Genomic DNA, 26116 nt, shown 5'->3' on the forward strand with positions numbered 1-26116 from the left:
ATTTCCTATTTTATTGGCTCATCATACTTGTTAGCCATGAACTTTGATTATTGAGAGAATTTAGCGCTTGTTCTAGAGCAGTAAATTTTTTATAATATCTTTCCTTTTCATCAGCTAAATCATCCTTTAATTTAGCCATTTTTTTATCGTACTCTGCCATACTTTTAGATAAAAAGTTTTTATCCGCTGTAAGTCCATCTGATAAGCCTGCTTCTTCAATGAGAGTTCCTGTTCCTCCGAATGTTCCTACATTAGCTTGCAAAATACTTTGAACTTGCTTCGCTATCCCCGACACACCATTTGTTTCAGTAGCACTTTTGGTAAATAAATTTATTACTTCTTCAGGATTTTCATTTAGTTTAGTTTTAAAAGTTTCTTCATTAAATACTAGTTTTCCGCTTGTATCATAACTTGCTGGAGCTATCCCAATACTTGATAATGTTAAAGTGCTCACTGATGTTTTGTTCGACATAACATTTCTTAAGTTTCTCAATACATTGTCCATTTTACTGTCGCCATAAAGCATACCTTTTTTTGCTTGTTCATTCCAACTATCAATATCATCTTTTTCCATTTCATCCTGTTGATCTGGAGTTAATGGCTGAAAATCGCGGTTTGGTCTTTCTGTTGTCTTTTTACTAATTAAAGAGATTATTTCATTGTAATCATCTATAAACTGTTTTACATTTTTTATTATATCGTCTGTGTTTTTTGTAACGTTGAAAGTTGTAGCTGTTGTAGGGTCTGATGAAATGATATTACCAACTGCATTTTGATTTAAATCTATGTTTATATCATCAATCGCGAAACTAGATGTGCTACGTCTTATTGTTAAATTATCAACCCCATTTAATGAATATGTAATTTCTGTATCAGTTCCATTTGTATTTACTGGTAATGGTCCAAATAATGAAGCTGATAAACTGCCTCCATCAGCATCGTCACTAATATTAATGCGTGAACCTAAGCCAGTGTCATCAGATTTTACCGTAATTTTATCGGTCACAGAAGAATAATACATTGTTACTCCGGCATTAGAATTATTATTTATTTCACTTATTATATCATTTAAGGAATCAGTTGTTTCAAATGTAAACTTTTCATCATTTATTGTTATGTGATATTTACCATCTGTACCTACATTAAGAGGACCTTTTATGCCTGAATCTACAATTGCAGTAGATTTAGAAATCCTATTGTATGTACCTTCTGTAACGCCTAATGTAACATCGTTAATATCTGTTATTCCAAATACATCTGTGTCTTTAGAAACAGCATCTCCTGTTTCGAAACCAGTAATAAAGTTGTTATTAGCATCAACATTTACTTTTATTTTATCTTTTCCAAATGCATTATCTAATTTTGCTTGCAGTTTCGTTGCATTAGTAACGCCACTGGCATCATATAAGTTTATAGTTTTTTTTACTCCGTTAAAATCAATTGTAATATCAGATGTTGATTTTACTGCAATATCAGCTGAAGAGATGCCGCTAGTCGATATTATATTATTTGATATAGTAGAAGTAGAAGTAAAGCTTGCATTTGTTGCAACACTTGCTACATTTGTAATTTTGAAATTTTTAATACTATCGCTATTTCCAGATACACTAACATAATCTGATGATGATTTAATTGTGCTAGAATCAAAAAAACTGTTGCTCAAAATATTTGTACTCTTACTTGATGAAAATGATAAATACTTATCACTAAACGCTACCAGTTTTGTACTTATTTCTCTATATGCTTCCTGCCTATAAAGTAATTTTTGTTTAGATTGGTATGCCCGATTTATTTTGTTCTTCGTACCTGCTGCCATTTGTTCTACTAATGTATCAGTATCTAGTCCTGAAGCCATTCCGACTATACGGTTGCTAGTTGATGAGCCATATAAGTTCATTGATAATATTGACATGTTTTGCTCCTTTCTTGTTTTGCTTTATTTTCTATATTAGTGTTTCGGTACGCATGCAATGCGTTCCCTACAAATTATGTTTTCTAGTGTTGCTGGTGGAACCCGCCCCTACAAATTAATTAACTTTTGTTTAGGTGCTTTATTAGTAAGTCTGATATATTTCCAATTGATGATTGAACTATTACAGCACCTATGTTATATGCTACCATTGGCATTCCATAAACTACACAGGATTCTTTATCTTGTCCAATTGTATATGCACCAGATTTTTTCATATTGAGTAGACCTGCTGCTCCATCTTTACCCATACCTGTGAGTATGATCCCAACGGAATTTTTCCCTGTAACTTCTGCAACTGAGTTAAATAACACATCAACTGATGGACAGTGACCACTTACTTTTTCTCCTGGTCTGCATGTTACAAAATATCCTTTTTCATCTTTTAATATTTTCATTTGATTATCACCAGGTGCTATTAGAACTAATCCGGCTTCTACTCTATCTCCGTTTTTCGCTTCTCTAACTTCCATGTTACAAATTTTATTTAATCTCTCAGCATACATTTTTGTAAATCCTGCTGGCATATGCTGTGTAACTAATATGCCAGGGGTTTCTTTTGGTAATTGCTTTAAAACTTCAAGTGTTGCCTCAGTACCTCCAGTTGATGCCCCTATTGCGATAATTTTCTTTGTTGAACTTACATTTATTTTTGAACTATCTAATGATGATAAATCAACCTTTTCAGCTACATTATTTGTTTTTAAATTGGCAACTGATGCTACTTTTAGCTTTGACTTTAATTCTTTAAAAAAATTAGCCATATCATTTTCTGATGACATATCTGGTTTCTTGACAAAATCTACAGCGCCTGCATGCAGTGCATCAAATACACTTATATTCATGGAGCTAACTAAAACAACCTTAAGAGGTTTTTCTGCCATAATTTTATTCAAGAAAACCAATCCGCTCATTTTAGGCATTTCAACATCTAGCGTCAATATATCAGGATTTAGCTTATCAATTTTATCTAATGCATCTATTGGATCAATGGCAGAACCAACAATTTCAATATCTTCGTCCTCACCTAGCTGCTTTCTAAGTATACCTCTAAACAATAAGGAGTCATCTACTATTAATACTTTTATTTTGTCTCTTTTCATACTATCATTCCTTCTTGTATATTGCCGGGCAAATATATTTGTATTTTGACTGACCTCTTTGTATTGTTTCTGCGTGTCCAATCATAAGATGTCCACAAGTTTGTGTTGCCTCGTAAAATTTATTTACAAGCTCAATTTTAGTAGCTGCATTAAAATATATCATTACATTCCTACAAAATATCACAGTGTATTTATTTCTAGCAACGATTGGATCCATTAAATTAAATGTTTTAAAAGTAATTTGACTCTTTATTTCTGGTGTTACCTCATATTTATTGTCAGAAGTTTTTTTGAAAAATCTATTTTTGTATGACTGTGGTAAATTTTTTATGCTTTCTTCAGCATAAATTCCTTCTTTTGCTTTATCTAAAACATTTTGTGAAATATCTGTTGCAAGTATTTGTACCTTCCAGCTCATTCTTTTTAGTTGAAAATAGTCATTAATTATCATAGCCAAGGTGTATGGCTCTTCTCCCGAGGAGCAACCTGCACTCCAAATATTTATTGTTTTTAATTTGTTTGTTTGTTCTTCGTATGGTAATATTACTTCTCTTAAATATTTAAAATGATTTTCTTCTCTATAAAAATATGTGTAATTTGTTGTTAGTTTATTTATTAATAAGGATATTTCTTGTTGGTCGTTTCTTTTTATACTTTTTATATATTCGCTGAAGCTTTTCATGCCTTTGCGCTCTACCATATTTGAGAGTCTGCCCTCTATAAGTTGCCTTTTTTTTGATAAATCAATTCCGTAATTTTTATGCATATACTGCACAAATTCTAAAAATTCTGCATCAGTTAATTTTATCATATTATAAACTTTCAATTAGACTGCTAATATCTAATATTAGATTAATGCTACCATCTCCCAATATTGAGCAACCTGATACTCCTGATTCTTTAATTTTATATTTGTTGAATATAGTTGGCAAAGGCTTAACAACAACTTGTTGCTCTCCTATTATTTTATCAACGAACAAGCAAACTTTATTTTCTCCAGCTTCTACTAATATGAGTATACCATCATCAATATTTGTAACATTTGTTTCTATATTAAAGAAATTATGTAACCTAACAACTGGATAGCATTTATCCCTAAGTATTATCATTTCTTGACCATCAGTATTGTGTATAATGTCCTGAGATTTAACTTTAAATGACTGCTGAATATTTTTTATAGGAATTATTAATTCTGAATCTCCAACTACTACCTGCATTCCCGATACTATAGCTAGTGTTAAAGGTATTTTAAATGTAATGGCTGTTCCTTTATCTTGCTTGCTATCAAGAACAACAGTTCCTCCAACTTTTTCAACATTTGACTTAACTACATCCATTCCAACCCCTCGTCCAGAATATTCTGTTACAGTTTCATTAGTTGAAAACCCAGGTAACATCAAAAGCTGATATATTTCTTTTGCACTATATTCATTTTCTGGCTTTTGCAGTAATCCTTTTGTTTTAGCTTTTGCTAATATTTTTTCTGTATCAAATCCCTTTCCATTATCTTCAACAGTTATATGAATTTCTCCTCCTGTGTTAGAAGCAGAAAGTTCTATTGTTCCCTTAGGATCTTTACCTTTTAATATTCTTTCATCAGTTGATTCCATCCCATGGTCCATAGCATTTCTCACAAGATGCATAATTGGGTCTGATATACCATCTACTATGGTTTTATCTACCTCTGTTTCTTCTCCAATTAAAACTAATTCAACATCCTTATTTAATTCTTTTCCCATATCTCGAACTATTCTTTTCATTTTTTGGAATATTCCCGAAACGGGCACCATTCTAAGTGACATAACAATATCTTGCAATTCATCTGTAAGCTTTCTAAGTTGTCTAGATGATTTCGTAAAGCTTTCTAAATTTAAATTCTTGATTTCACTATTTGATGATACCATAGATTCTGCTATTACTATTTCACCTACAATATCTACTAGACTATCAAGTTTTGAAAGATTGACAGTTATTAAACTCTGCTTGTTATGCTTTCCAATAACTTCTGAATTCTTTTTATTTTCTGCTTTTTTTACTTGGCTTTTAATATTTCTACCTTCATTTTCATTTACACTGTTATTTTTAATCAAACTTTTATCAGATTTTTTTTCGTCATTAAATTCTATAACAGTGTAATTTTTTACATTTAACGCTCCTTTTACCACTCGTATTCCTGCATCTAGAGAATCTTTGTCTTTTAAAAAAACAAAGAATCCGTCCTTTACTATCTCTGCTGCCGCTTCACTATTATTTTCTACACTTTCAGGTTTATTGGTAAATTCAACACCCATTTCAGACAGTTGATTAACTATAAAAAACGCTCTTAAATTTTCCATACCACAGTCGTCATCAAAGAATATTTTTATGCAATATATTTTTTCAGTACTTGTATCGCTTTCAATTAATGTTTCTGTTAACGCCGCCTCTTCCAACGGAGCTGAATTTCCAGTAGAACTTTCTTCTACAGATTTTTCTCCAGATATAACCTGTAGAAAATTGTGAATTTCTTTTTCAAAATCATCTAAATTTTCTTCTAGAGCCTCCCCCTGTTCTATCTTCGAAATTTCACCTTTTATAAAGTCTGTAAACTTAAACACCAAATTTACTAATCTTTCATTATATTGTTTTTCAACACCATTTTCTCTAATATAATAAAACAAATCTTCTACTTTATGTGATATAGTCATTATGCTATTAAACTGCATCATAGCGGACGAACCCTTTATAGTATGCATTATTCTAAATATTTCATCTACACAGTCCTTATCAAATGCTTGTTCACTCTCTGCTTTAAGCAATATTTCATCCAATTGTTCCAATAAAGTATTTTCTTCAAAGAGATACATGTCCAGCACAGAATCTAAATTATTATCCATATTCAGGTCTCCTTCATTTCTTAAGTTACTCATATTATTTATATCGACATTTTTTTAAATTTATTAAGTATTTCACCGAAAATTTTATAAATTTTATTATTTTAATTGTTTTTCTCCTTATTTAATTTATAAATCTGCCGATAAATATGTATATAGATTATATTAATCTTTTATTTTAGTTATAAATATAATATGATATAATAAATACACAGAGGAAACAAAGACTGACGTCTTTGCTTGATATGTATTTATTGAATCGTTGTGAAACAAGCCGATTTGCGGCTTGTACTATGATATAATAAATACACAGATGAAACAAGGACTGGCGTCTTTGTCTGATATGTATTTATTGTATCGGTGTGAAACAAGCCAATTAGCGGCTTGTACTTATGATATAATAGTAATAGAACTATTAACAGGAGATAGTATTCATGATAGATAATGATATTCGTATAAAAACAAATGCCCCTATTAATGACAACGGGGTTAATAAGCTTAAAATTAAGACTGAAGAAAGCTTACCTTTCGACGTAGTTGACCCTACTAAAGTAACAAAACCTGCTAAACAGGAAAGCGGTAATAATACTAACAATAATGGTCTTAAGTACAATTCAGATTCTGTTTTTGAAAAATTTATACAAGCCTTAAAGAATTCTCCTGTATTGTCTGAAGGCGCAAGAAAAATACTATTAAATAATCAGTTTATCAACCATAATATTAAAACTGACCCCGTTTTAAGCACTTTATTTGAAAATTTTTTAAAAAGTATAGAGATGGATGGTAATGAAATATTAAATTTTTTGAAATTTCAGCAGAATTCAAACACTAAATTTCATGGTGATTTTTTCGATTCTCTAAGAAACATTTTAAAAAGCAATTTAAACAATAACGATTTTAAGAGTGTTCTTAGAAACTTCTTAAAAAGCTATGATTGCTTTGTTTCAGTTGATGAAACTTATACTTCAATACAATCGTCGCTCAAAAATATATATAATACTTTACCACAAATGTTAAAGCAACCTTTTAGTGATTTAGTTGATAAATTGATTTTAGATAATTACTCAAATAGTTTAGATATAAATTTAACTATGTTAAAAAATGAAATAATACCATTTATCGGTCGTTATATAGCTAAAATGAATGATTTTGGCCCAGTCAGAGATTATGTTTCTGTTTTAGTTCACAACATGGTTAGACTTGAATCTAGTTCTAAAGAAAATTTTTCTACTGATTTGGATAATCTATTTGATTATTTAAAGTTCAACTTAAATATTGGAGATAAAGAACTTCAAAAAATAAAATTATCACTAATAACCAATTACGAAACAACTAAAACTATCAAAAATGATTCAATTGACTCATTTATAAAACTTATTGAATCTGGCATAAAGGATAGTAATAATTTAGTGAACAAAGGTGTAATGGAAGAAATTACTGAATCCTTACTTTTTAGTCAAAATGTAAATATTCCCTTGACTCATATGTTCCTTCCATTAAATTATAATGGGATGTTTATGTTCTCGGAACTATGGATTAGTAAAAATTATGAAAATTCCAAGGATAATGAAAAGAAAAATAAATATGAGCCTAGTGAGACTTATAAGATTTTTTTAACTTTTGATATTCAAAACATAGGTTATTTTGAAACGATTTTAGTATTAAAAGACTCTAAAGTATCTCTTGAAATTTCCGTTCCAAGTTCTTTCAAAAACCATACTAAATCGATAAAAAGTGATATAAGTAAAATATTAATTGATAAAAACATAACTATTTCAGATATATACATAAATGAATGTATAAAAAAAAGAAGGTTTAATGAAGTGTTCAATAATCTCTCAGAAAGGAAAAGTGGAGTAGATGTCATTGTATAACAACAAGCGTGCCGTAGCACTCAAATATGATTCAAATAAAAACAATGCCCCCATGGTTATTGCCTCTGCATCTGGATATATAGCAAATAAGGTTGTTGAAATTGCTGAAGAAAATGGCGTACCAATATACAAGGATGACTCACTTTCAATTTTATTGTCACAACTTGACGTAGGGAGTGAAATACCAGAAGAAATGTTCGGAGCTATTGTAGAAATTTATTTGTACTTTTTAAACTTTAAGCTTAAGGTCAATAATGACAATAATATTGATGAATAAATGATTTGTGAAAGGAATAATATTAATGGATAACGTAATTTTTGCTTTAGATATAGGTACCCGATCTGTTGTAGGTGTAGTAGCTGAAAATATTGATAATATACTCAAAGTATCAAGGATTGAAAGTATATTTCACAGTCAAAGGGCAATGATTGATGGACAAATTGAAGACATAGATGAAGTAAGTAGAGTTGTTTCTAATGTTAAAAATCAACTTGAAAGTAATTTGGGTATTAAATTAGATAAAGTTTCTATAGCTGCTGCTGGAAGATCTTTAAAAACAGAGCGCATAATATTGGAGAGAGATTCGGACATTAGAAAACCTATAAATGTTGATTTCAAAAATGCAATAGAAATTGAAGCATTACAGCTTGCTCAGGATATCTTTTCTAAAACTTCTAATAAAGATGACTTGTTTTATTGTGTTGGATATAGTGTATTGAGCTACTCTTTGGATGGAAAAAGCATCTCTAATATAGTTGGTCACAGAGGAAATAAAATTTCTATTGAAATTATTGCAGCTTTCTTACCTCATACTGTAATTGAGGGACTTTATTCTTGCATGGATAACAACAATCTGGAAGTTGTAAATTTAACCTTAGAACCAATTGCAGCAATGGATTTAATAATACCTTCTGAATTAAGGCTATTAAATTTAGTTTTAATTGATATTGGAGCTGGTACATCTGATATTGCCATTTCAAAAGGTGGAAGTATCGTAGGATATGATATGGCTACAATTGCTGGTGATGAAATAACAGAATGCATAATGAAGAACTACATAGTTGATTTTAATTCAGCTGAAAATATTAAAACTCTTTTGAGTAAAGACAGTGGGAATTTAGAGATAACAAATATATTAGGTATCCCACAAACTTTAAAAAAGGAAGAAGTATTAGAAACTATAAAAACTTCTGTTTATGATTTATGTGTAGAAATAGCCTCAAAGATTACAAAATTAAATAAAGAGCCTCCTGCTGCTGTTTTCTTAGCTGGTGGCGGAAGCAAGATTCCATTTATCAAAGAATTTTTATCTGAATTGCTTAATATTCCACAATCAAGAATAGCAATTTCTAACAAGTCTAGCATAAAGAATGTTGATTTATCTATATTAGATAATTTTGGTCCAGAGTTTATCACTCCAGTTGGAATTGCATACTCCGTAATATTAAATAAAAATTATGATTTCTTTAGTGTAAGTGTAAATGGAACGAAAGTTAGACTTTATAGCATAAGACAAATGAAGGTTATGGATGCAATTTTAATGTCTGGTTTTGATTCTAAAAAACTTATTGGTTTTTCAGGCAAAAGTTTGAGATTTAACCTTAATGGAAGTGAAAGATATTACTCAGGTGAATTTTCTACACCTGCTCAGATTTATGTTAATTCTAGTGTAGCAAATATTGAAACTACCATAAAACCTGGTGACTGTATAGATGTTATTCCAGCAATAGATGGAACTTCACCAGTAGTTAGAATTTCTGATATTGCAAGTAATTCAATAGAGGGATTTGTTTATTTCAACGGAATCAAAGTTGATTTTGGAACTAAATACTATGTTAATAAAGTGGACGTTAGAGATGATTATATAATAGGAAACTCTGATTCAATTGAAATAGTAAAAATTGAAACAATTAAAGATTTAGTTCAAATTTATGAAATAGACAAAAGTTTCTATAACTTTTTTGCAAATGGGAAAATGGCAGATCTCGATTATAAATTGTGTAACGGATATACAATAGATTTAATTAAAAAAGAAGAAGAAGAGCCAGCTGAAGAAAAAGCTAATGTTGATGTGGAAATTAAGTCTAATGAAGAAATAGATTTAATTGATGAAGTAAAAACAATTTGTGAAGAAGACTTATATATTGAAGTTTCTATTAATGATAAAAAGGTGAAACTCCCTAACAAAGATGAACCATATATTTTTGCAGATATGTTAAATTATACTGATATTGATCCAACAAACCCCAAAGGTAATATTGTAATCCTTCATAATGGGAAAGACGCTTCATACACCAATTTGATTTATAGCAATGATATTATTATAATAAAATGGGATTCTGATTTAAACTAGTTTTAGATTTATACTTTTTATTAAAGGAGCATTTTATGAACGAGAGAATTTTATTAGTTAGAATATTTGATTTAGATGAAATTAATATTGGACGAGGTATCCTTTTAAGTTTAAATAGCAATGCAATAATAGTAAAAGGAAATAATTTACCTATTTTAGATTCTGGTATGAATATTATTGTAAAAGTCTATGACGAGCTTGTGGGAATTTCTCCCTATTTATGCAATGTAAGTGTTGCATCTAAGCATCAGCTTACTGCACAAATTCTTAGAAAAGAACCTGTTATTGAGCGAAGAAATGCATTGAAAGTTCGGACTGATTTATCTTTTTATGTAAGTAAAATTCATAGGAATGGTGATGATATAACTGATGAATTACCAAATGTTAAGATAAATATACTTAATTTGAGCATAGGTGGTATGCTTATTTCGTCCAATATAGACCTAATAATAGGAGATGTTATTACATACTATTTTAAGTATTATAAATATAAATCAATTCCTTTAGAAGCAAAAATAATTAGAATTGATAATTTAAAAGATGAATGTGAAACAGAAAATGAAAACAGTAATGAAGCTAAAAATTATGGTTGCTATTTTCTAAGTATGTCAAGTAGTGATGAAGCTGTTATTTTGCAGTACTTATTTGATAGACAGCTACAATTATACAGAAATAAATAATTTCAGAGGTGAATTTTTTGATAAAAAAGTCAATTATAATATTATTAATTTTTACAATTATATTTAGTTATTCTAATACAATCTATGGAAGTGAAACTGTAGTTAGATCAATATCTATAAATGGTGGTAAAACGCTTAATATGGCTGTTGATGATTTTGTAACATTAGATATTAAAATTAATCCTACTAGCATAAGCTCTAATAGTATTAAATTTTCATCATCCAAACCAACAATAGCAGATGTAGATTACAAAGGAAATGTTACAGCTAAAAAAGTCGGAAGAACTACTATTACTGCTGAATTGAATGGGAAAAAATCTAGCATTACAGTCAGGGTATCATCGGTAAACAAATCTATAAGTGCTGATTTTTCTACCAAAGATGTTTCTAGTAGGAACTTTAAGGAAATTACAATAACTCCCCATAGATATGATGATGGAGAACTTATTGAAGATGATGCTGATGATGAGTATTACATATATCTTCCTTCAGGGTATCTTGTTAATGGAAAAAGTGCAAGTTACGTTGCAGATAGAAATGGTGTATATCCTTTTACAATTTATTATGGTAACACTAGAAGAACCCTTTACTATACTGTAAAGGATATCGATAGCAATGTGACCGATAATAACAATATAGACGATGATGAAGAGGATATTAATTTTGATTATACCCTAATGTATGATTATGAAAAAAAACAAATTTTATTTAATATGGAACTAGATAAAATCAGATCAATAACTGCACCTAATAAAAAAACTACAATATCAAGCAGTGTAAATTATTATATAACTAACATAAAAAATAATAATCCTATTGATTTTTCATTTACAATTGATGATGTAATCTATCGTTATAAAGTAATTAGACAGGGTGAATTTTATCTTTTAATTTCTCTATTACCTGTTGACTATGATGATTACAGCTCAATTGTACATTATTCAGGTTATAATTTTACAACTAATGAAATTTTCGAGACTTTTCCTAATAAAGGTATTTTTTATGACAATGGAAATTACGAGGTCATGATTCAATCAGATTCTAACACAAAAGAAATTTTTAATTTCAATATAGATGGAATTGATTTCAGAAGACCATCCGTTGAATCATCTTTCCTTTCTGATTATACATTTGAATTAGAAATTGAGGATGATTTTGGACTAGATTATATGATTACATTTGATGGTAAATATGTTCCACTTGGCGGAAACAGCAATACTGGAACAAAAATTGTATATAAACATAACACAAAGGTAACATATAACGGTGACTATGTATTTACAGTTGTTGATAAATCAGGAAATAGAACTGCCTATATAACTAATATAGATTCCAGAATCAAATCTCGAAAGCATTCTATTGATTATGGTGTTCACAATTATAAATACACCAAGGATTTATTTGAGAACATTGGTATATTATATAAAAACAATGATGATAATTCAGATTTATATGAAATTATCCTACCATCGTATATGAACGGAAGTAATTCTTCATACTTCTATCCTGATTCGAATATATCTCGTGCTGAAATAGTTACTTTATTTTGTAGAATAACCGATCTTCCTTATGATACAAATGCGTTTTTAAAAAATAAATTTACCGATATAGAACATCATTGGGCAAGAGATTATATTTCTATGGGAAGTAGTAAAAGATACGTATCTGGATACAAGGATAAAACATTCCGACCAGACAATAATGTAACAAGGGCTGAATTTTGTAAAATGCTTTCAAACATAAGTGCTTTTAAGTCTAAAGTTTCAGCACTTCCTGCTACAAGCAATTATGATTATATTGATATAAATAGTCACTGGGCACAAAAAGAAATAATTAAAATTACAAGTAGAGATATAGTTGTTGGTAACAACAGTCACTTTTATCCAGACAAGCCAATAACAAGAGCAGAAGTTGTACATGCCATAAATAAACTTTACAATCTAAACCCTACTGCTAGTGAATTAGCTTATATTAATTCCATCTATAAAAAGTACTACAATTACAGAGATATTATTAATAATAAATATTATGATGATATTATTATTTCAATAGTAGGTATGTATAGAGAAAAATTAAATTAATTTAAAAGGAGATTGTTGAAAATGGTAGTAAATTATGTAGAATTATGTGTTAAACGGTTTTTAGATAATACCTTAAAAACTGACCCGAACTATTCACATATATGCAAATGTGAACAATGTATCGATGATATTTTGGCAAAATCACTAAATAATATTAAACCTTTTTACATCACATCAAAGACTGGCGAGGTATATGCAGAATATAATTCCCTTGAAATACAGAATAATACTGAGGTTATTAAAGAAGTGATAAGTGCCATTGAGTATGTTTCAAAAAACAAAAGACACGATTAACTAATAAAATTATATAATAAAAAAAGGAAATTATTGAATATTATTTCCTTTTTTTATTATATAATTTTTATATTTTTAGCAAAAGACTTTATTGTTAAATTTCCAGTATCACTATCAAAAATTATAGTTCTACCATAATTTGCTCCAACGTCTTGTGCTATAAGTTTTATATTCAACTTACTTAGTACTTCTTTCGTTGCTATGGTATTTCTTTCTCCAATATTACCAATACTAGAATTACCTTTAATTTCAAACATCCTTGCTCCACCTGCTATTTTAGCAATCATTCTTGATCTCATACATCCCATTAATTCCATTTGTTTTACCATTTCAGGTATTCCGGTATCTGCGTATTTGAATACATTGTTCTTATCGCTTACATTATTATTAGTTGGTAGCATAATATGCACCATTCCTGCAACTTTTTTAACTTGATCTACAATGCAGATACCAACACAGGAGCCTAATGCATAAGATATTAACCCTTTTGGTGAATATGCTATTTTCATATCTGCTATTCCAACATTTAGTTCATCGCTCATATTTCAATTCCAAATCCTTTTAATAAAATATTAAGCGAGGACATATTTGGTAACAATAGCATATTACTATATACTGTTTCTTCTCCATAGAAGTATTTTTCTTTTATAAATATAACCTTATCTGCAGCTTCTGCAAATTCTACTGCAACAGCATCTAATAAAGCACCAGCCATATCTATATTTAAACCAGGAACAGATATGTCAATTTTCATATTTGTAAGCGTAGCAATGGAATTAACATAAGAAGACACCATTATATTTCCAATTTCAGATAGTGCTGATAGCTCCATTTCTGATATGTCTTCAAATTTACTAAGCTCTGTTCCCATCAACGAATTTAATATTAAATGTACAAATTCTTTTTTCAACAAGAATAATATTACACCCTCTATATCTCCATCGAAGCTAACTAATATTCCCACTACAACATTCTCCGCACCACCTATGGATTGAATTGCATCATCATAGTTAAGTATGCTAACTTCTGGTACATTCATATCTATTCTTTTAGAAAGCATTTGTGAAAGTGATGTAGCTGCGTTTCCTGCACCAATATTACCAATTTCTTTTAGTACATCTATATGCATTTCATTTAATTCATTATAACTAAACAATCTTTTTACCTCCTATATTATGTCAGATGACTTCAAAGGCACTACGACAATATCACTTCCATCATTATAAATTTTGCTGTAACTAATATCCTGTCTGACCCTGTACTTCAGCCAGCCAATACTAATTCTTGTATTAACATACATAATACCTTTGCATATTATTTTGTGGTTTGCAATGTTGTCTATTGGAATCTCTTCTTCTAGTTCCTTTGCTATTTCGCAAATATCTTTATTCACTTTAGCTTTTTTAAAAATAAGACTTTTACGTAATACATTTCTATTTTCTATGCTACTATTTATAAGGATTTTCATTTTATCTTCTAAATCTTCAAGTTCTTTAACTTTATTATTATATTCTCTTTTTAAATCTAACTTTTTATTTTTTACTTTATTTATTGCATCTTCATTTTGTTTATAATTGCTCAAATCAATAATTAAATTAGTTTCTGAGTTTGCTTTAGAACCAATTGTTGGAGCATAAATCATTTCTTTTGCATTGCTTGTACCACCTATTATGGATGCATTATGTCCTTTTAATATTATCGAGCCATTAGCAATAGCATTGCTATTAATTAATGTTTCAGAATAAATGTTTTTTTCAGATTCAACAGATGCATTTTCTATATATTTACTAGTTATATTACCTTTTGCATAAATTGTACCCTTGCCCATACCATTCATGCCCTTGCCTATTATAACTTCTCCACCTGCTTCAATATATGCACCTTCAACTAATCCTCTAACTTTTATATCTTGTTTAGCTTTGACTGAAAATCCAGCCTTAACATCTCCATTTATAACTACGCTTCCTGGAAAATCTATATTACCGGTTTCATTTCCCACATTATCTACTGTGTAAACATCTTCAACAACAACTTTATTTCCTATTATTTTTGCACATCCATCAACACTTGAACAAAGTTGCAACCCATCCTCAGATATATAAGTATTTTTTCCATTGCTAAAGTAAACTTTTTTACCTATTTTATAACTAACGTCATTTGCATATATATCAATACCGTCAGTGCCTTCTTTTTCTGGTATTATATGGCAGAGTACATCACCTTTCTTAACATTCACTACATTGTTCAAATTTTGAAAATCTATTGTTCCATCTTCTTTTTCTTTTAATTTGTTTTCATTTGATGTATCAAAATCATATATTAATTCTGCATCCTTACCATCAACAGGGTCTAGCCCTGATGCAGCTACGAGTTCTTTCGAAAACTCCATTTTATTACAATATTCAATAATTTCTTTTTCATCTATACCATATACTACATCTTGTTCTTTTATGTAATTCATTATATCTTCATAATCCACGGTTGACTCATTGTTTATTAAATCAATTCTGATATATAACTTTAATCTATTTGCTGACACAAGATGACTTATTTTGTACTTTAATAATTCTTTCTCCTCATTATCAAACTCCTCTAACTGATTACGATTATCAACTGTATTATTATTTAAATCCATAATGCCACCCTCATCTTTTATTTTATAGTTAACCCCTTAATGAATTTATTGTTTGTTCAATTTCATCTGATGTTTGTATCACTTTTGAATTCAATTGAAATGCTCTTTGTATTTGCAACATTTTAACCATTTCTTCTGACATTTCCACACTAGAAGACTCCAAAAATCCTTTTATAGGCTTTAAATTTTCAGATAAATTATATTCTGCATCTTCATTAGCTATTTCAAATAAGTTGTTACCTACAGCCCTTAAATCAGAATTGTTTTCTAGTGTAAACACTCCTACTTTTTGCTCTTCATACTCATTATACTCATCATACTCATTGCCAATAATGATTGGCTCTTCGTTTTCATCAAGTACATATCCACCTTGATACATTAGATAGTTTTCTCCGTCAACATTTGTTTCCTTAAATTCTCCGCCTCTTGTAAAATATGTATTATCTTCAAACTGTACTGCAAAAAAACCATCACCTTCAATTGCAAAATCTGTCTCTTGACCAGTAAAATAAAAGGATCCTTGATTGAATACAGTATCTACTTTACTTAACTTTGAACCACTTCCAACTCTAGTATCACTATCGCCGGCTCCTTTAATGTTTGAATATAATAAATCTGAGAATTCAGCTTTTGACTTTTTATATCCAACAGTTTGTACATTGGCTATATTATTTGACAATACATCTAAGTAATTTTGATTGCTTGTTGCTCCATTAGTTGCTGTATAATAAGCTCTAATCATTATAATCTCTCCTTTTACTAATTAATCTTTCCAATTTCACTAACTGCCTTATCCTGTACCATATCATATATTTTTAAAGCTTGTGATGCCGTTTGAAGCGCTCTTTGAGATGAGATTAGTCCAGTCATCTCTTCTGTTACATTTACATTTGACCTTTCAATTGTTTTATTTAAAATTTTAGAATACTCCAATAAGTCTGGTACTTCTCCTGAAGTAAACATCCCTTCTCCTGATTTTTCTAAATTATTATAATCAAAGAAATCATATAAGGCAATCCTATCAACTTCTTCATCATCAACAACTATACTTCCATCCTCATTAAAGTCAAATTTATCAGTACCTACATAGATGTCTCCATACTCGCCTTGAACTCTACCAACACCATTTAGAGTTAAATATCCTTCTAAATCAATATTAAAGCTACCATCCCTGGTATATACAGTTTCACCATTATTATCAATGCTAAAAAAACCTGGTCCAATTATAGCAAAATCTGTTGCTAATCCCGTTTCTTCTAAAGTACCTTGTGAATGAATTGTATTGTTATCTTCCATCGCTCTAATAATTGAAACATTATTTATTGGTGTAGCTTCTTCATAGATACCTTTTTGCTTATATTTACTTATTAATAAATTACCAAAATTTGTAGTAACTGCCTGCTCCTTTTTATAACCTGCTGTATTCATATTAGCAATGTTATTACTTGAAATATCTATTTTTCTTTGTTGAGTAAGCATACCTGATGTTAATGCATAGAACCCTCTTGACATATTTTCACCTCATATCATATTTTATCTTGCAGATACTCCTTAATACTCTTTTTTAACTTTTCTAGGGCCATAGAGTGTATTTGTGATGCTCTAGAATTGCTTATATTTAAAATTTTCGAAATGTCTTTAAGTTTTATTTCTTCTTTATAATACAATGATATTACAAGCTTTTCCTTTTCCTTAAGCTGATTAATACTTTCCTTCAACACTTTGCTCAGTTCTTTTGTTTCGTATATATCTTCTGGAAGCTCATAATCATATTTAATTTCACGATCTCTTAAATTTGCTTCTCCAACTAATTCTTCAAATGACATTATGCTTGTACCCAATGTATTTCTGACAATTTGATTGTATTCCTCCATATCAATTTGTAAAAATTCGGCAATTTCATTATCATTTGGTGTTCTTCCAAGCTTAATATTTAATTCTTTTTCTGCTTGGCTTAGAATCTTAGCATCAGTCTTTACCTTTCTTGGAGTCCAGTCTTGTTTTCTAACATAGTCAATAATGGCCCCCTTCACACGAATTGTAGCATAAGTTTCAAATTTAACATTTTTTGATATGTCAAATTTATCTATAATGTCTATCAAAGCAATAATTCCCTCATTTATGACATCATCAACGTCTCCATATTGCTCATAAACTCCTCTTATTTTTAGTGCTATTATTTTCACTAGGTAGCTATACTTTTCTATTATCTGATTCCTAATAGCTATATCTTTTGTTTCAGCATATCGCTCCCATAGATTTTCATTATCTGGTTGTATCTCTTTCATACAAATCATCTGTATCACTCTCTCATTTTATTTAAATTGAAATGTTACCTATTGCTTGTATTTGTACAGCGTTGTCAATTTCATTAAATGATAATACTACCGCCTTTGGATAAAATTGATCTACCAATTTTCTGAAATAACTTCTTACAAATGGAGATGTCAAGATTATTGGTACATTTATTTCCTCTTTTAGCTTCTTAATTTGTTCCAATAGCTCTCCTACAATTTTTTGCATTACTTCTGGATCTATTGATAAGTAAGAGCCTCTATCATTTTTATTAATTGCACCAATTATTAGTTTTTCTACATCGGTACTTAGTGTAATTACCTTTATTTGTCCACCTTCAGACCACTTCCTGGTTATAGTCCTCTTTAATGCTTGTCGAATGTATTCTGTTAACATTTCAGTATCTTTTATAGATGAACCATAATCACCTATTGTTCCTACTATTGTTTCCATATCCTTTATTGGTACTCCCTCGTAAAGCAGATTTCCCAGTATTTTTTGCATGTTACCATATGATACAACTGAAGGAACAACTTCAGATACTAATGAATCATTAGTTTTCTTCAAGTTTTCTAGTAGTTGTTCTACATCCTGTCTTGATAACAGCTCATGTGCATGTAATTTTACTATTTCTGACAAATGAGTTACTAAAACTGATAATGGATCTATTACAGTATAACCATATATTTCAGCTAATTCTTTTTTATCCTTTGTTATCCACTTACTAGGTATTCCATATGCAGGTTCTATAGTATCTATTCCATCTACTTCACCTGTTATAGCCCCTGGATTAAGAGCTAGATAATAATCAACAAGTATTTCACCTCTTGCAATTTCTTCTCCTTTAAGTTTAATTAAATACTCATTAGGATTTAAATAGCCATTGTCACGAAGTCTTACTGATGGAACTACCATACCCATCTCAGATGCAAATTGCCTTCTAAACATTACTACTCTATCTATAAAACTTCCTCCACTTGATTCATCAACAAGTGGTATCAGGCTATATCCAACTTCCATTTCAATTGGATCAATTTGTATTAGTTCATAAATATTATCGATATTTCTAAAGTATTCTTCTTCTGATTCTGCTGGTTTTTCTTGCAAACTTTCATCTTTTAAAATGTCTTTTTCAGACTTAATTACACTACTCTTTAATAATCTAGTACCTAGAAAAATAAGAATTGCTGCAAGTGTAAATACTTGTAGTTTTGGAAAACCTGGTATCAATCCCATAGCAATTAGTACTACACCTGAAATTATAAGAACTACAGGTTGCGACTTTAATTGATTTGAAAGCTCAACATTTAAACTAGATTCTGATGCAGCTCTTGTTACTATCATACTTGTAGCTGTAGATATTAGAAGTGCTGGTATTTGTGATACTAAACCATCTCCAACTGTTGCTATAGAAAATGTCTGCAAAACTTGTGCAAATGTTGTACCCCCTTGCACCATTCCTATAATTACACCACCAAGAAAATTAATAGCGGTGACAATTATAGACATTATAGAATCACCTTTTACAAATTTTGTAGCTCCATCCATGGCTCCGTAAAAATCGGCTTCTCTTTGAATGTTTGACCTTCTTAGTCTTGCCTGATCCTCTGTTATAAGCCCTGAACTTAAATCTGCATCTATTGCCATTTGTTTTCCTGGCATAGCATCTAAAGTGAACCTTGCAGATACTTCTGCAATTCTTTCAGCTCCCTTTGTAATTACAATAAATTGTACTAAAACAATTATTAAAAATACTATAAATCCTACTACTGCATTTCCACGCAATACAAAATTTCCAAATGTTGCTATGACCTGTCCTGCCGAACCACTATTTGTTAAAATCAGTCTCGTAGACGATACATTTAACGATAATCTAAATAGTGTTGTAATCAACAACATTGAAGGGAATACTGAAAATTCTAAGGCTTCTTTGATATACATTGTAGTAAGTAATATTATCAGTGATAAAGATATATTAATTATAAACATCAAATCTAAAAAGAATGCCGGTAGTGGAATTATAAGCATTAATACTATTGCTATTATAAATAATGATATAGAATTATTTAAAAACTTTTTCATGTTTTATTGTTTTCCTTTTTCTTTAAGTTTATAAACCCATGCTAATACTTCTGCTACTGGTTCATAAAACTCTAATGGTATTTCCATATTAACTTCTGCATTTTCATATAATGCTCTTGCTAATGACTTATTTTCTACTAAATTTATATTATGTTCCATTGCTTTCTCGATTATTTTCATTGCTATATTGTCCTGACCTTTAGCTAGAACAATTGGAGCTCCATTACTGTTTAAATCATACTTTATTGCTATTGCAAAATGTGTAGGGTTCCTGATTATTACATCTGCTTGTGGCACTTGTTGCATCATTCTTGACATTGATATAGCTCGTTGTTTTTCTTTCATTTTTCCCTTAAGTTGTGGGTCGCCTTCTTGTTGTTTGTATTCTTCTTTTACATCTTGCTTAGACATTTTAATATTTTTTTCGTATTCCCACCATTGATATAGGAAATCTAATGCCGATATGGCAACAAATGCTATTATTATACTATTAACTAGTGACATAATGGTTGTAATTATAAAGCTTAAACCTGCTATTAAGTCCATAGACATCAAGCGTGGAACTAGGTATAAGTTTTTTCTTATAACTGAATAAACTACATACCCTAAAATTGAAATTTTTATAAGATTCTTTATAAGTTCCACCACTGAACGAATCGAAAACATCTTCTTAATTCCAGATAATGGATTTAGCTTTGAAAGCTTAAACTTTATGCTATCTGCTGATATTAAAAATTTTGTTTGTGCACCGGTAAATATTATTGTAACAGTTATTACAGCAACCATCAGTACTCCGCATGATCCAAATACTGCTATTGCAATGTCTCTAAATGTCTGCGAAACAAAACTTTCATTAAAACTTAATGTTGTTCCCATCAATGAAATATATTTAATCAATGACGTTTTTGTAACCATGTATATATAAGGCATCCATAATTTCAATATATAGAAAGATATAGCTATTACCCCTACCGTTATAACATCCTTACTTTGAAATACATTACCTTTTTTTCTCTCGTCCTTCCTCTTTTTGGGGGAGGCTTTTTCAGTTTTTTCTCCAGCCATATTACCCTACTTTCAGCTAATTAACAAACTTAAGTTTCTTTGAATTGTTTCAAACATAATAGTCAATATATTTTCTAGAAATACTGAAAAAGATGGAACAAGAATCATAACAATAAATAATCCTACAAAAAGCTTAAGTTGAATATTTACAGAAAAAACCTGTATTTGAGGAATCGCCTTCATCAATATTCCTACACCAGCTTCAGTTATTATTTCTACAGCTAATACTGGTAGTGCTAATTTTATAGAAAAAATCAATATTTGTGAAAACATCTCTACCATATTATAAAATAAATTTTGCGGTATGGTAAATGATCCAATTTCTATAAGTTTACATGAAGTTATAAATATTTGAATCAGTGATAGATGCCCTCTCGCGCTAAAAAACAATAATATTATAAATGCATTTAAAAAACTACCTGATACACCCATTGAAATATTGCTACTAGGATCATAAATCTTAGACATAGACATACCGATTTGCATGTCTATTATCTCTCCGCCAATTACAATTACTGAAAAGAACATACTTATTATATATCCTATTAAAAAACCTATAAATACTTCTTTTAAAATAACTAACCCATATTCTAATATAGAAGAAATTAAAATATCATCTGTAGGTGGAATAATCCCATAAACTGTAATTGTAAGCATTAAGCTTAATGCTATTTTAAATGTTGCAGGCAAAGTTCCTCTACCGAATATTTGATTAAAAAAGACACAACCACTCATACGTGCTAATACTAATAAAAAATATGTTAAATCTCCTTCGTATGCCATGGCTTTACCTCATCAATAAATTGTTGTCATAATATCAAATATATAATAAACAAAATCAGACATAACCTCTGTCATCCATGGTCCAAGAATTATTAAAATTATAGCAGTAGCAAATAATTTTGGTACAAAGGTTAGTGTTTGCTCATGTATTTGCGTTGCTGCTTGAAAAATAGCTATAACAAGACCTATTACTATACTAATAAGCAATATTGGAGCTGCTATCTTAATTCCCGCTACCATAGCTGATTGCATAATATCCATAATAACTGATGTAGTCATATATTCCTCCTATGTTAAAAATTAAATGTAGTTATTAAAGTTTTAAATAGAAGAGACCACCCGTCCACCAACACAAACAGCAAAAGTTTAAACGGTAAGGATATCATAACAGGAGGAAGCATTATCATTCCCATAGACATAAGAATACTTGATACTATCATATCTATTATTAAAAATGGAATAAACAGTAAAAAACCTATGACAAATGCCCTTTTCAACTCACTTGTAACAAATGAAGGAATTATTATAGTTAATGGAAGCTCTTGTAGATTTTTGGTGGATTTTAATTTCTCATCTCTCGACATATCCATAAACATTTTTAATTCACTATCACCAGTTTGCTTTAACATAAAAACCTTAATCGGCTCAGAAGCTTTTGTAAAAAATTCTTGTTGCGTTATTTCCTCATTTTTATATGGTTGATAAGCATCTACATTAACTTCATCAATAACAGGTGACATTATAAATAATGTCAGGAACAATGCAATACCAACCATTACTTGATTCGGAGGTGTTTGTTGAAGCCCCAAAGCATTCTTTAAAAATGACAACACTATTATTATCCTTGTGAATGATGTCATCATTATCAATATAGATGGAAGTAATGACATAACTGTAAGCAAGGCTATTATTTCTATTGTTTCCACAGAGCTTCCATTGATATCCATATTAATAACGCCTCCATATGCCTTAGCGCTATAGATTGGAACAATCAATAAAATTAAGAGCAAAATTTTAAATATATATTTATTTTTATTATTCATTTTTGCCCCTCTCGCTACAATTTCTTATTTTTAAAAAATCTAGAAAATATTTTATTGAACTCAATGCTTTCGCCAGTATTTTCTGAAATTTTTAACTCAAATTCATCTAAATCCTTTATTATATTTATATTGTTATCAGTAATACTAATCAGATAATATTTATTAGAAATCTCTATTATTGCTAAATATTTGTTTTGACCCAGTACAATCCTATCAACTATGTTCATATACTTAGACTTTGTTATACTGGTAGCCTTTACAGACAACCATTTAGTAGAAAAATAAGTTAAAAACAGAACAAATATTATACCTAAAATAGATATTACCAATGATATTATATCTTTAATGATAATCAACTCCTATTAACCAATTATACCTTCAACTGTTTTTAATACTCTATCTGCTTTAAATGGCTTAACAATAAAATCTTTTGCTCCACTTCTAATTGCTTCTACAACCATAGACTCTTGTCCCATTGCAGAACACATTACTATTTTAGCGTTAGAATCATATGCTTTTATTTCTTTTAATGCATCTAGTCCATTTTTATTTGGCATTGTTATATCCATTATTACTAAATCTGGTTTTTCTGCTTTATATGTCTGAACAGCAATTTCTCCATCAGCACCCTCTATAATATCTTCATATCCATTTTTTTTCAATGTATCCTTAAGCATCATTCTCATGAATGCAGCATCATCTACTATTAATATTTTACCTTTCATTTTTACCTCCATAAACTTATGTGTTTTTTATTGTTTTTTATATTTTTATAATGATATTTTTATAATTTCATCTTTTTTAACTATTTCAGAGATTCTAACACCAAAGTTATCATTTACAACAACAACTTCTCCCTTCGCTATCATCTGTCCATTTACTATAATATCTACTAATGCACCTGCTTGCTTATCAAGTTCTACTATTGTACCCTGAGAAAATTCTAGTATATCTTTTATTTGTCTTTTGGTTTTTCCTATTTCAACACTAACTTCTAATGGTACAGACATTATTAATTCAAGATTTGAAAGTTAGTCTTGGGATAAATCTTCTTCATAATCATCAAAATTTTCATATTTCATAGGACTGACATTAACTATATTTTGTGATCTTTGCTTTGTCTTTGTCCTATTATTACTTTGTTTTCTTACAGATGGCTTTTCTTCAATATATTCTTCTTCCTCCTCTTCATCTTCTTCATCCTCTTCATGTTCATTGTAATGATTTTGTTGAATAACACTTTTTTCAGATACTGGTGGTACAACACTATTTGAATGATCTTCGTTTTTTTTCAAAGAAGAAGTATCTTCTTCAATACTTGATTCATTTTCATCCATGCTATATCCAGTTCCTTTTAAAAACATTGATACTATTTCTCTCGAAAGTTCTAATGACATAACATTTACAAACTTGCTATCAACAATTTCTTCTATAAACAAATTAAAACTGACTGCTACTATAATATCATTTTCATTAAAATACTTATTCTTAAAATCTACCTTATCTTCTATTTCATATGTTACAGGTGTAGAAATATTTATTGGTTTTCCTAAAAAATCTGCAAGTGCCGTAGCAGCTGAACCCATCATCTGATTCATAACCTCACATATTGCACTTATACTTATTTCATCCATTTGAAACTCTTCATCTGGTATTGTTTGTCCCATTAAAATTTCTATAATAGCCTTGGCATCTAATCTTTTTAATATCATTAGATTAACACCATCTAAACCCTCTACGTACCTTATCTCAGCACCTATGGCAGGCTCTAATCCCTCAAAACTAAATTCTCCAGCATTAATAACATTTACCTTAGGTACAGTTATCTCTACCCTTTTACCTAATAATGTAGATAAGGATGTAGCTGAAGAGCCTAAACTTATATTCATTACTTCGCCTATTACATCTTTTTCCATATCAGAAAAAATAATTTCATTTGCCATATATAGCTCCTCTTTCATTAATGTATAATTTTACTTATTTTTATTACACCTTTACTCTTTTTAGTACCCCATTTTCCCTCGAACCATTTTTCACCATCAACATTAACATCTATATCTGAATTATAGTTCTTGTCAAGAATTATTACGTCATCAACCTTCATATTTAATATATCACCTAATGAGGCTTCAGTTTTGCCCAAAACTCCTGATACGGTTAGCTTTGAAACTTTTAATGTTTTCATAATGGCTTCTTTTTGATTTTCATAATTTTGATCTGAATTTTTCTTTTTAATATTACTTTTTGAAAAAGCATCAGCTTTTTTAAATATTTCATCTAATATATTTGTTGGTATACATATAGTTATTTTTCCAGTTGCCTGACTTAACGTCGCATTAAGGACTATTATTAATACTGTATCATTATAATTTATAGATTGTATGAATCTAGAATTTGTTTCTATTTTACTTAATTCCGTTTTCATACCTATGGTACTCTCCCACGAATTTCCCATAGGAGAAATAATTTGTTTAAGTAAATTACCTAATAATGATAACTCTATATCTGTATAATCTCTTGTAAAATTACTTTCTTCCCCACTTCCCCCTAACAACCTATCAATAATAACAAATGACAACGACTTTGAAACCTCTATGAGAATTTGATTGTCGGAAACAGTTTCATCTGGATATTTTACATTTATAAGTCCCATTAATACATAATCGTCAAGAGCATTGTTATACTCATGAAATATGCTTTCTTCAATTTGTTCAACAGTTACATCACACATAAATCTAAGCATTGAAGTTAAAGAAGAAGATATGCTTCTACAATATGATTCATAAATTCCATTTAGTAAATTCACAGTTTCTTTTGTGATTTTTTTTGGACTTCTAAAATCATATTCTTTAACTTTTTTTTCTTTGCTATGTGATTCAATCTCCTGTATATCTATTTCACCACTATTTAGATTATTTAACAACTCATCTATTTGACTTTGTGATAATACTTCTGCCATATTAGGCCCTCACTCCATTTTTTACT

At 29.6% G+C, this 26116-nt stretch carries 26 protein-coding genes and 1 pseudogene; 7 read left to right on the forward strand and 20 right to left on the reverse strand.

The features are described 5' to 3' along the window. Positions 1-10: 10 nt before the first annotated feature. From fliD to J2Z76_RS07745, 4 genes are all read right to left on the reverse strand, one after another. Positions 11-1912 (reverse strand): flagellar filament capping protein FliD, encoded by a 1902-nt coding sequence (gene fliD, locus J2Z76_RS07730; RefSeq protein WP_209511463.1) that lies wholly within the window; start codon positions 1910-1912, stop codon positions 11-13. 119 nt (positions 1913-2031) lie between these two features. Further along, complete coding sequence (locus J2Z76_RS07735; protein WP_209511464.1) at positions 2032-3072, reverse strand: protein-glutamate methylesterase/protein-glutamine glutaminase; 1041 nt, start codon at positions 3070-3072, stop codon at positions 2032-2034. Between the two features lie 4 nt (positions 3073-3076). Continuing rightward, entirely contained in the window at positions 3077-3898 is an 822-nt protein-coding gene (locus J2Z76_RS07740; protein ID WP_342455030.1) for a CheR family methyltransferase, read from the reverse strand. Next, entirely contained in the window at positions 3885-5948 is a 2064-nt protein-coding gene (locus tag J2Z76_RS07745) for a chemotaxis protein CheA (RefSeq protein ID WP_209511465.1), read from the reverse strand. The genes J2Z76_RS07740 and J2Z76_RS07745 overlap by 14 nt, the downstream gene beginning before the upstream one ends. Positions 5949-6258: 310 nt before the next feature. Between J2Z76_RS07745 and J2Z76_RS16830 the strand changes: the two genes are divergently transcribed. From J2Z76_RS16830 to J2Z76_RS07775, 7 genes are read left to right on the forward strand one after another with little or no spacing between them, the layout of a single operon-like run. Further along, positions 6259-6390, forward strand: a complete 132-nt coding sequence (locus J2Z76_RS16830) for a hypothetical protein (protein WP_280922379.1) — start codon at positions 6259-6261, stop codon at positions 6388-6390. Continuing rightward, entirely contained in the window at positions 6380-7819 is a 1440-nt protein-coding gene (locus tag J2Z76_RS07750) for a hypothetical protein (RefSeq protein WP_209511466.1), read from the forward strand. The genes J2Z76_RS16830 and J2Z76_RS07750 overlap by 11 nt, the downstream gene beginning before the upstream one ends. After that, positions 7806-8096 carry an EscU/YscU/HrcU family type III secretion system export apparatus switch protein gene (locus J2Z76_RS07755; RefSeq protein ID WP_209511467.1) on the forward strand — a complete coding sequence of 97 codons (291 nt, stop codon included), beginning with the start codon at positions 7806-7808 and terminating at the stop codon, positions 8094-8096. Before J2Z76_RS07750 ends, J2Z76_RS07755 begins: the two co-directional genes overlap by 14 nt. Positions 8097-8121: 25 nt before the next feature. Continuing rightward, a complete protein-coding gene (locus J2Z76_RS07760; protein ID WP_209511468.1) occupies positions 8122-10173 on the forward strand; it encodes a cell division protein FtsA in 2052 nt (683 codons plus the stop codon). Between the two features lie 35 nt (positions 10174-10208). Further along, positions 10209-10853, forward strand: coding sequence for a PilZ domain-containing protein (locus J2Z76_RS07765; RefSeq protein ID WP_209511469.1), 645 nt, complete (start codon positions 10209-10211; stop codon positions 10851-10853). A 17-nt stretch (positions 10854-10870) separates the two neighbouring features. Then, positions 10871-12934: an S-layer homology domain-containing protein gene (locus J2Z76_RS07770; protein ID WP_209511470.1), complete on the forward strand. Its 2064-nt coding sequence runs from the start codon at positions 10871-10873 to the stop codon at positions 12932-12934. 21 nt (positions 12935-12955) lie between these two features. Continuing rightward, entirely contained in the window at positions 12956-13228 is a 273-nt protein-coding gene (locus J2Z76_RS07775) for a late competence development ComFB family protein (RefSeq protein ID WP_209511471.1), read from the forward strand. A 56-nt stretch (positions 13229-13284) separates the two neighbouring features. Here the strand turns inward: J2Z76_RS07775 and J2Z76_RS07780 are convergent, their stop codons facing one another. From J2Z76_RS07780 to fliM, 16 genes and pseudogenes are all read right to left on the reverse strand, one after another. After that, positions 13285-13770 carry a chemotaxis protein CheD gene (locus J2Z76_RS07780; protein ID WP_209511472.1) on the reverse strand — a complete coding sequence of 162 codons (486 nt, stop codon included), beginning with the start codon at positions 13768-13770 and terminating at the stop codon, positions 13285-13287. Beyond that, complete coding sequence (locus tag J2Z76_RS07785; RefSeq protein WP_209511473.1) at positions 13767-14384, reverse strand: chemotaxis protein CheC; 618 nt, start codon at positions 14382-14384, stop codon at positions 13767-13769. The genes J2Z76_RS07780 and J2Z76_RS07785 overlap by 4 nt, the downstream gene beginning before the upstream one ends. A 12-nt stretch (positions 14385-14396) precedes the next feature. Further along, complete coding sequence (locus J2Z76_RS07790; RefSeq protein WP_209511474.1) at positions 14397-15863, reverse strand: flagellar assembly protein A; 1467 nt, start codon at positions 15861-15863, stop codon at positions 14397-14399. Between the two features lie 28 nt (positions 15864-15891). Beyond that, positions 15892-16605, reverse strand: coding sequence for a flagellar hook-basal body protein (locus tag J2Z76_RS07795; RefSeq protein ID WP_209511475.1), 714 nt, complete (start codon positions 16603-16605; stop codon positions 15892-15894). Positions 16606-16622: 17 nt separating this feature from the next. Further along, positions 16623-17375 (reverse strand): flagellar hook-basal body protein, encoded by a 753-nt coding sequence (locus tag J2Z76_RS07800; protein ID WP_209511476.1) that lies wholly within the window; start codon positions 17373-17375, stop codon positions 16623-16625. A gap of 14 nt (positions 17376-17389) precedes the next feature. Then, on the reverse strand, positions 17390-18151 hold the full coding sequence (locus J2Z76_RS07805) for a sigma-70 family RNA polymerase sigma factor (RefSeq protein ID WP_209511477.1): 762 nt from the start codon (positions 18149-18151) through the stop codon (positions 17390-17392). Between the two features lie 31 nt (positions 18152-18182). After that, positions 18183-20240, reverse strand: a complete 2058-nt coding sequence (gene flhA, locus J2Z76_RS07810; RefSeq protein WP_209511478.1) for a flagellar biosynthesis protein FlhA — start codon at positions 20238-20240, stop codon at positions 18183-18185. A gap of 3 nt (positions 20241-20243) precedes the next feature. After that, positions 20244-21305: a flagellar biosynthesis protein FlhB gene (flhB, locus tag J2Z76_RS07815; protein ID WP_209511479.1), complete on the reverse strand. Its 1062-nt coding sequence runs from the start codon at positions 21303-21305 to the stop codon at positions 20244-20246. A gap of 12 nt (positions 21306-21317) precedes the next feature. Further along, on the reverse strand, positions 21318-22088 hold the full coding sequence (gene fliR, locus J2Z76_RS07820; protein WP_209511480.1) for a flagellar biosynthetic protein FliR: 771 nt from the start codon (positions 22086-22088) through the stop codon (positions 21318-21320). A 12-nt stretch (positions 22089-22100) separates the two neighbouring features. Then, complete coding sequence (gene fliQ, locus J2Z76_RS07825; protein ID WP_209511481.1) at positions 22101-22367, reverse strand: flagellar biosynthesis protein FliQ; 267 nt, start codon at positions 22365-22367, stop codon at positions 22101-22103. 14 nt (positions 22368-22381) lie between these two features. Next, a complete protein-coding gene (fliP, locus tag J2Z76_RS07830; RefSeq protein ID WP_209511482.1) occupies positions 22382-23131 on the reverse strand; it encodes a flagellar type III secretion system pore protein FliP in 750 nt (249 codons plus the stop codon). A gap of 14 nt (positions 23132-23145) precedes the next feature. After that, positions 23146-23460 (reverse strand): flagellar biosynthetic protein FliO, encoded by a 315-nt coding sequence (gene fliO / locus J2Z76_RS07835; RefSeq protein WP_209511483.1) that lies wholly within the window; start codon positions 23458-23460, stop codon positions 23146-23148. A gap of 33 nt (positions 23461-23493) precedes the next feature. Next, entirely contained in the window at positions 23494-23856 is a 363-nt protein-coding gene (locus J2Z76_RS07840) for a response regulator (RefSeq protein WP_209511484.1), read from the reverse strand. 45 nt (positions 23857-23901) lie between these two features. Next, positions 23902-24156, reverse strand: a pseudogene (gene fliN / locus J2Z76_RS07845) (flagellar motor switch protein FliN); the annotation flags it as partial. A 6-nt stretch (positions 24157-24162) separates the two neighbouring features. After that, positions 24163-25074 (reverse strand): chemotaxis protein CheC, encoded by a 912-nt coding sequence (locus J2Z76_RS07850; RefSeq protein WP_209511486.1) that lies wholly within the window; start codon positions 25072-25074, stop codon positions 24163-24165. 17 nt (positions 25075-25091) lie between these two features. Next, positions 25092-26090, reverse strand: a complete 999-nt coding sequence (fliM, locus tag J2Z76_RS07855; RefSeq protein ID WP_209511487.1) for a flagellar motor switch protein FliM — start codon at positions 26088-26090, stop codon at positions 25092-25094. Between the last annotated feature and the right edge of the window lie 26 nt (positions 26091-26116).

Source organism: Sedimentibacter acidaminivorans, assembly GCF_017873955.1.
Lineage (GTDB): Bacteria > Bacillota > Clostridia > Tissierellales > Sedimentibacteraceae > Sedimentibacter > Sedimentibacter acidaminivorans.

What these genes read in the sequence shown, in the direction of transcription:
- J2Z76_RS07800 (WP_209511476.1), bottom strand. Translation starts at nt 17,375, where the DNA reads ATGTCAAGAGGGTTCTATGCATTAACATCAGGTATGCTTACTCAACAA.
- J2Z76_RS07805 (WP_209511477.1), bottom strand. Translation starts at nt 18,151, where the DNA reads ATGAAAGAGATACAACCAGATAATGAAAATCTATGGGAGCGATATGCT.
- J2Z76_RS07775 (WP_209511471.1), top strand. Translation starts at nt 12,956, where the DNA reads ATGGTAGTAAATTATGTAGAATTATGTGTTAAACGGTTTTTAGATAAT.
- flhA (WP_209511478.1), bottom strand. Translation starts at nt 20,240, where the DNA reads ATGAAAAAGTTTTTAAATAATTCTATATCATTATTTATAATAGCAATA.
- fliM (WP_209511487.1), bottom strand. Translation starts at nt 26,090, where the DNA reads ATGGCAGAAGTATTATCACAAAGTCAAATAGATGAGTTGTTAAATAAT.
- J2Z76_RS07750 (WP_209511466.1), top strand. Translation starts at nt 6,380, where the DNA reads ATGATAGATAATGATATTCGTATAAAAACAAATGCCCCTATTAATGAC.
- flhB (WP_209511479.1), bottom strand. Translation starts at nt 21,305, where the DNA reads ATGGCTGGAGAAAAAACTGAAAAAGCCTCCCCCAAAAAGAGGAAGGAC.
- J2Z76_RS07840 (WP_209511484.1), bottom strand. Translation starts at nt 23,856, where the DNA reads ATGAAAGGTAAAATATTAATAGTAGATGATGCTGCATTCATGAGAATG.
- J2Z76_RS07735 (WP_209511464.1), bottom strand. Translation starts at nt 3,072, where the DNA reads ATGAAAAGAGACAAAATAAAAGTATTAATAGTAGATGACTCCTTATTG.
- J2Z76_RS07795 (WP_209511475.1), bottom strand. Translation starts at nt 16,605, where the DNA reads ATGATTAGAGCTTATTATACAGCAACTAATGGAGCAACAAGCAATCAA.
- J2Z76_RS16830 (WP_280922379.1), top strand. Translation starts at nt 6,259, where the DNA reads ATGAAACAAGGACTGGCGTCTTTGTCTGATATGTATTTATTGTATCGG.
- fliP (WP_209511482.1), bottom strand. Translation starts at nt 23,131, where the DNA reads ATGAATAATAAAAATAAATATATATTTAAAATTTTGCTCTTAATTTTA.
- fliQ (WP_209511481.1), bottom strand. Translation starts at nt 22,367, where the DNA reads ATGACTACATCAGTTATTATGGATATTATGCAATCAGCTATGGTAGCG.
- fliD (WP_209511463.1), bottom strand. Translation starts at nt 1,912, where the DNA reads ATGTCAATATTATCAATGAACTTATATGGCTCATCAACTAGCAACCGT.
- J2Z76_RS07755 (WP_209511467.1), top strand. Translation starts at nt 7,806, where the DNA reads ATGTCATTGTATAACAACAAGCGTGCCGTAGCACTCAAATATGATTCA.
- J2Z76_RS07790 (WP_209511474.1), bottom strand. Translation starts at nt 15,863, where the DNA reads ATGGATTTAAATAATAATACAGTTGATAATCGTAATCAGTTAGAGGAG.
- J2Z76_RS07760 (WP_209511468.1), top strand. Translation starts at nt 8,122, where the DNA reads ATGGATAACGTAATTTTTGCTTTAGATATAGGTACCCGATCTGTTGTA.
- J2Z76_RS07780 (WP_209511472.1), bottom strand. Translation starts at nt 13,770, where the DNA reads ATGAGCGATGAACTAAATGTTGGAATAGCAGATATGAAAATAGCATAT.
- fliR (WP_209511480.1), bottom strand. Translation starts at nt 22,088, where the DNA reads ATGGCATACGAAGGAGATTTAACATATTTTTTATTAGTATTAGCACGT.
- J2Z76_RS07765 (WP_209511469.1), top strand. Translation starts at nt 10,209, where the DNA reads ATGAACGAGAGAATTTTATTAGTTAGAATATTTGATTTAGATGAAATT.
- J2Z76_RS07745 (WP_209511465.1), bottom strand. Translation starts at nt 5,948, where the DNA reads ATGGATAATAATTTAGATTCTGTGCTGGACATGTATCTCTTTGAAGAA.
- J2Z76_RS07850 (WP_209511486.1), bottom strand. Translation starts at nt 25,074, where the DNA reads ATGGCAAATGAAATTATTTTTTCTGATATGGAAAAAGATGTAATAGGC.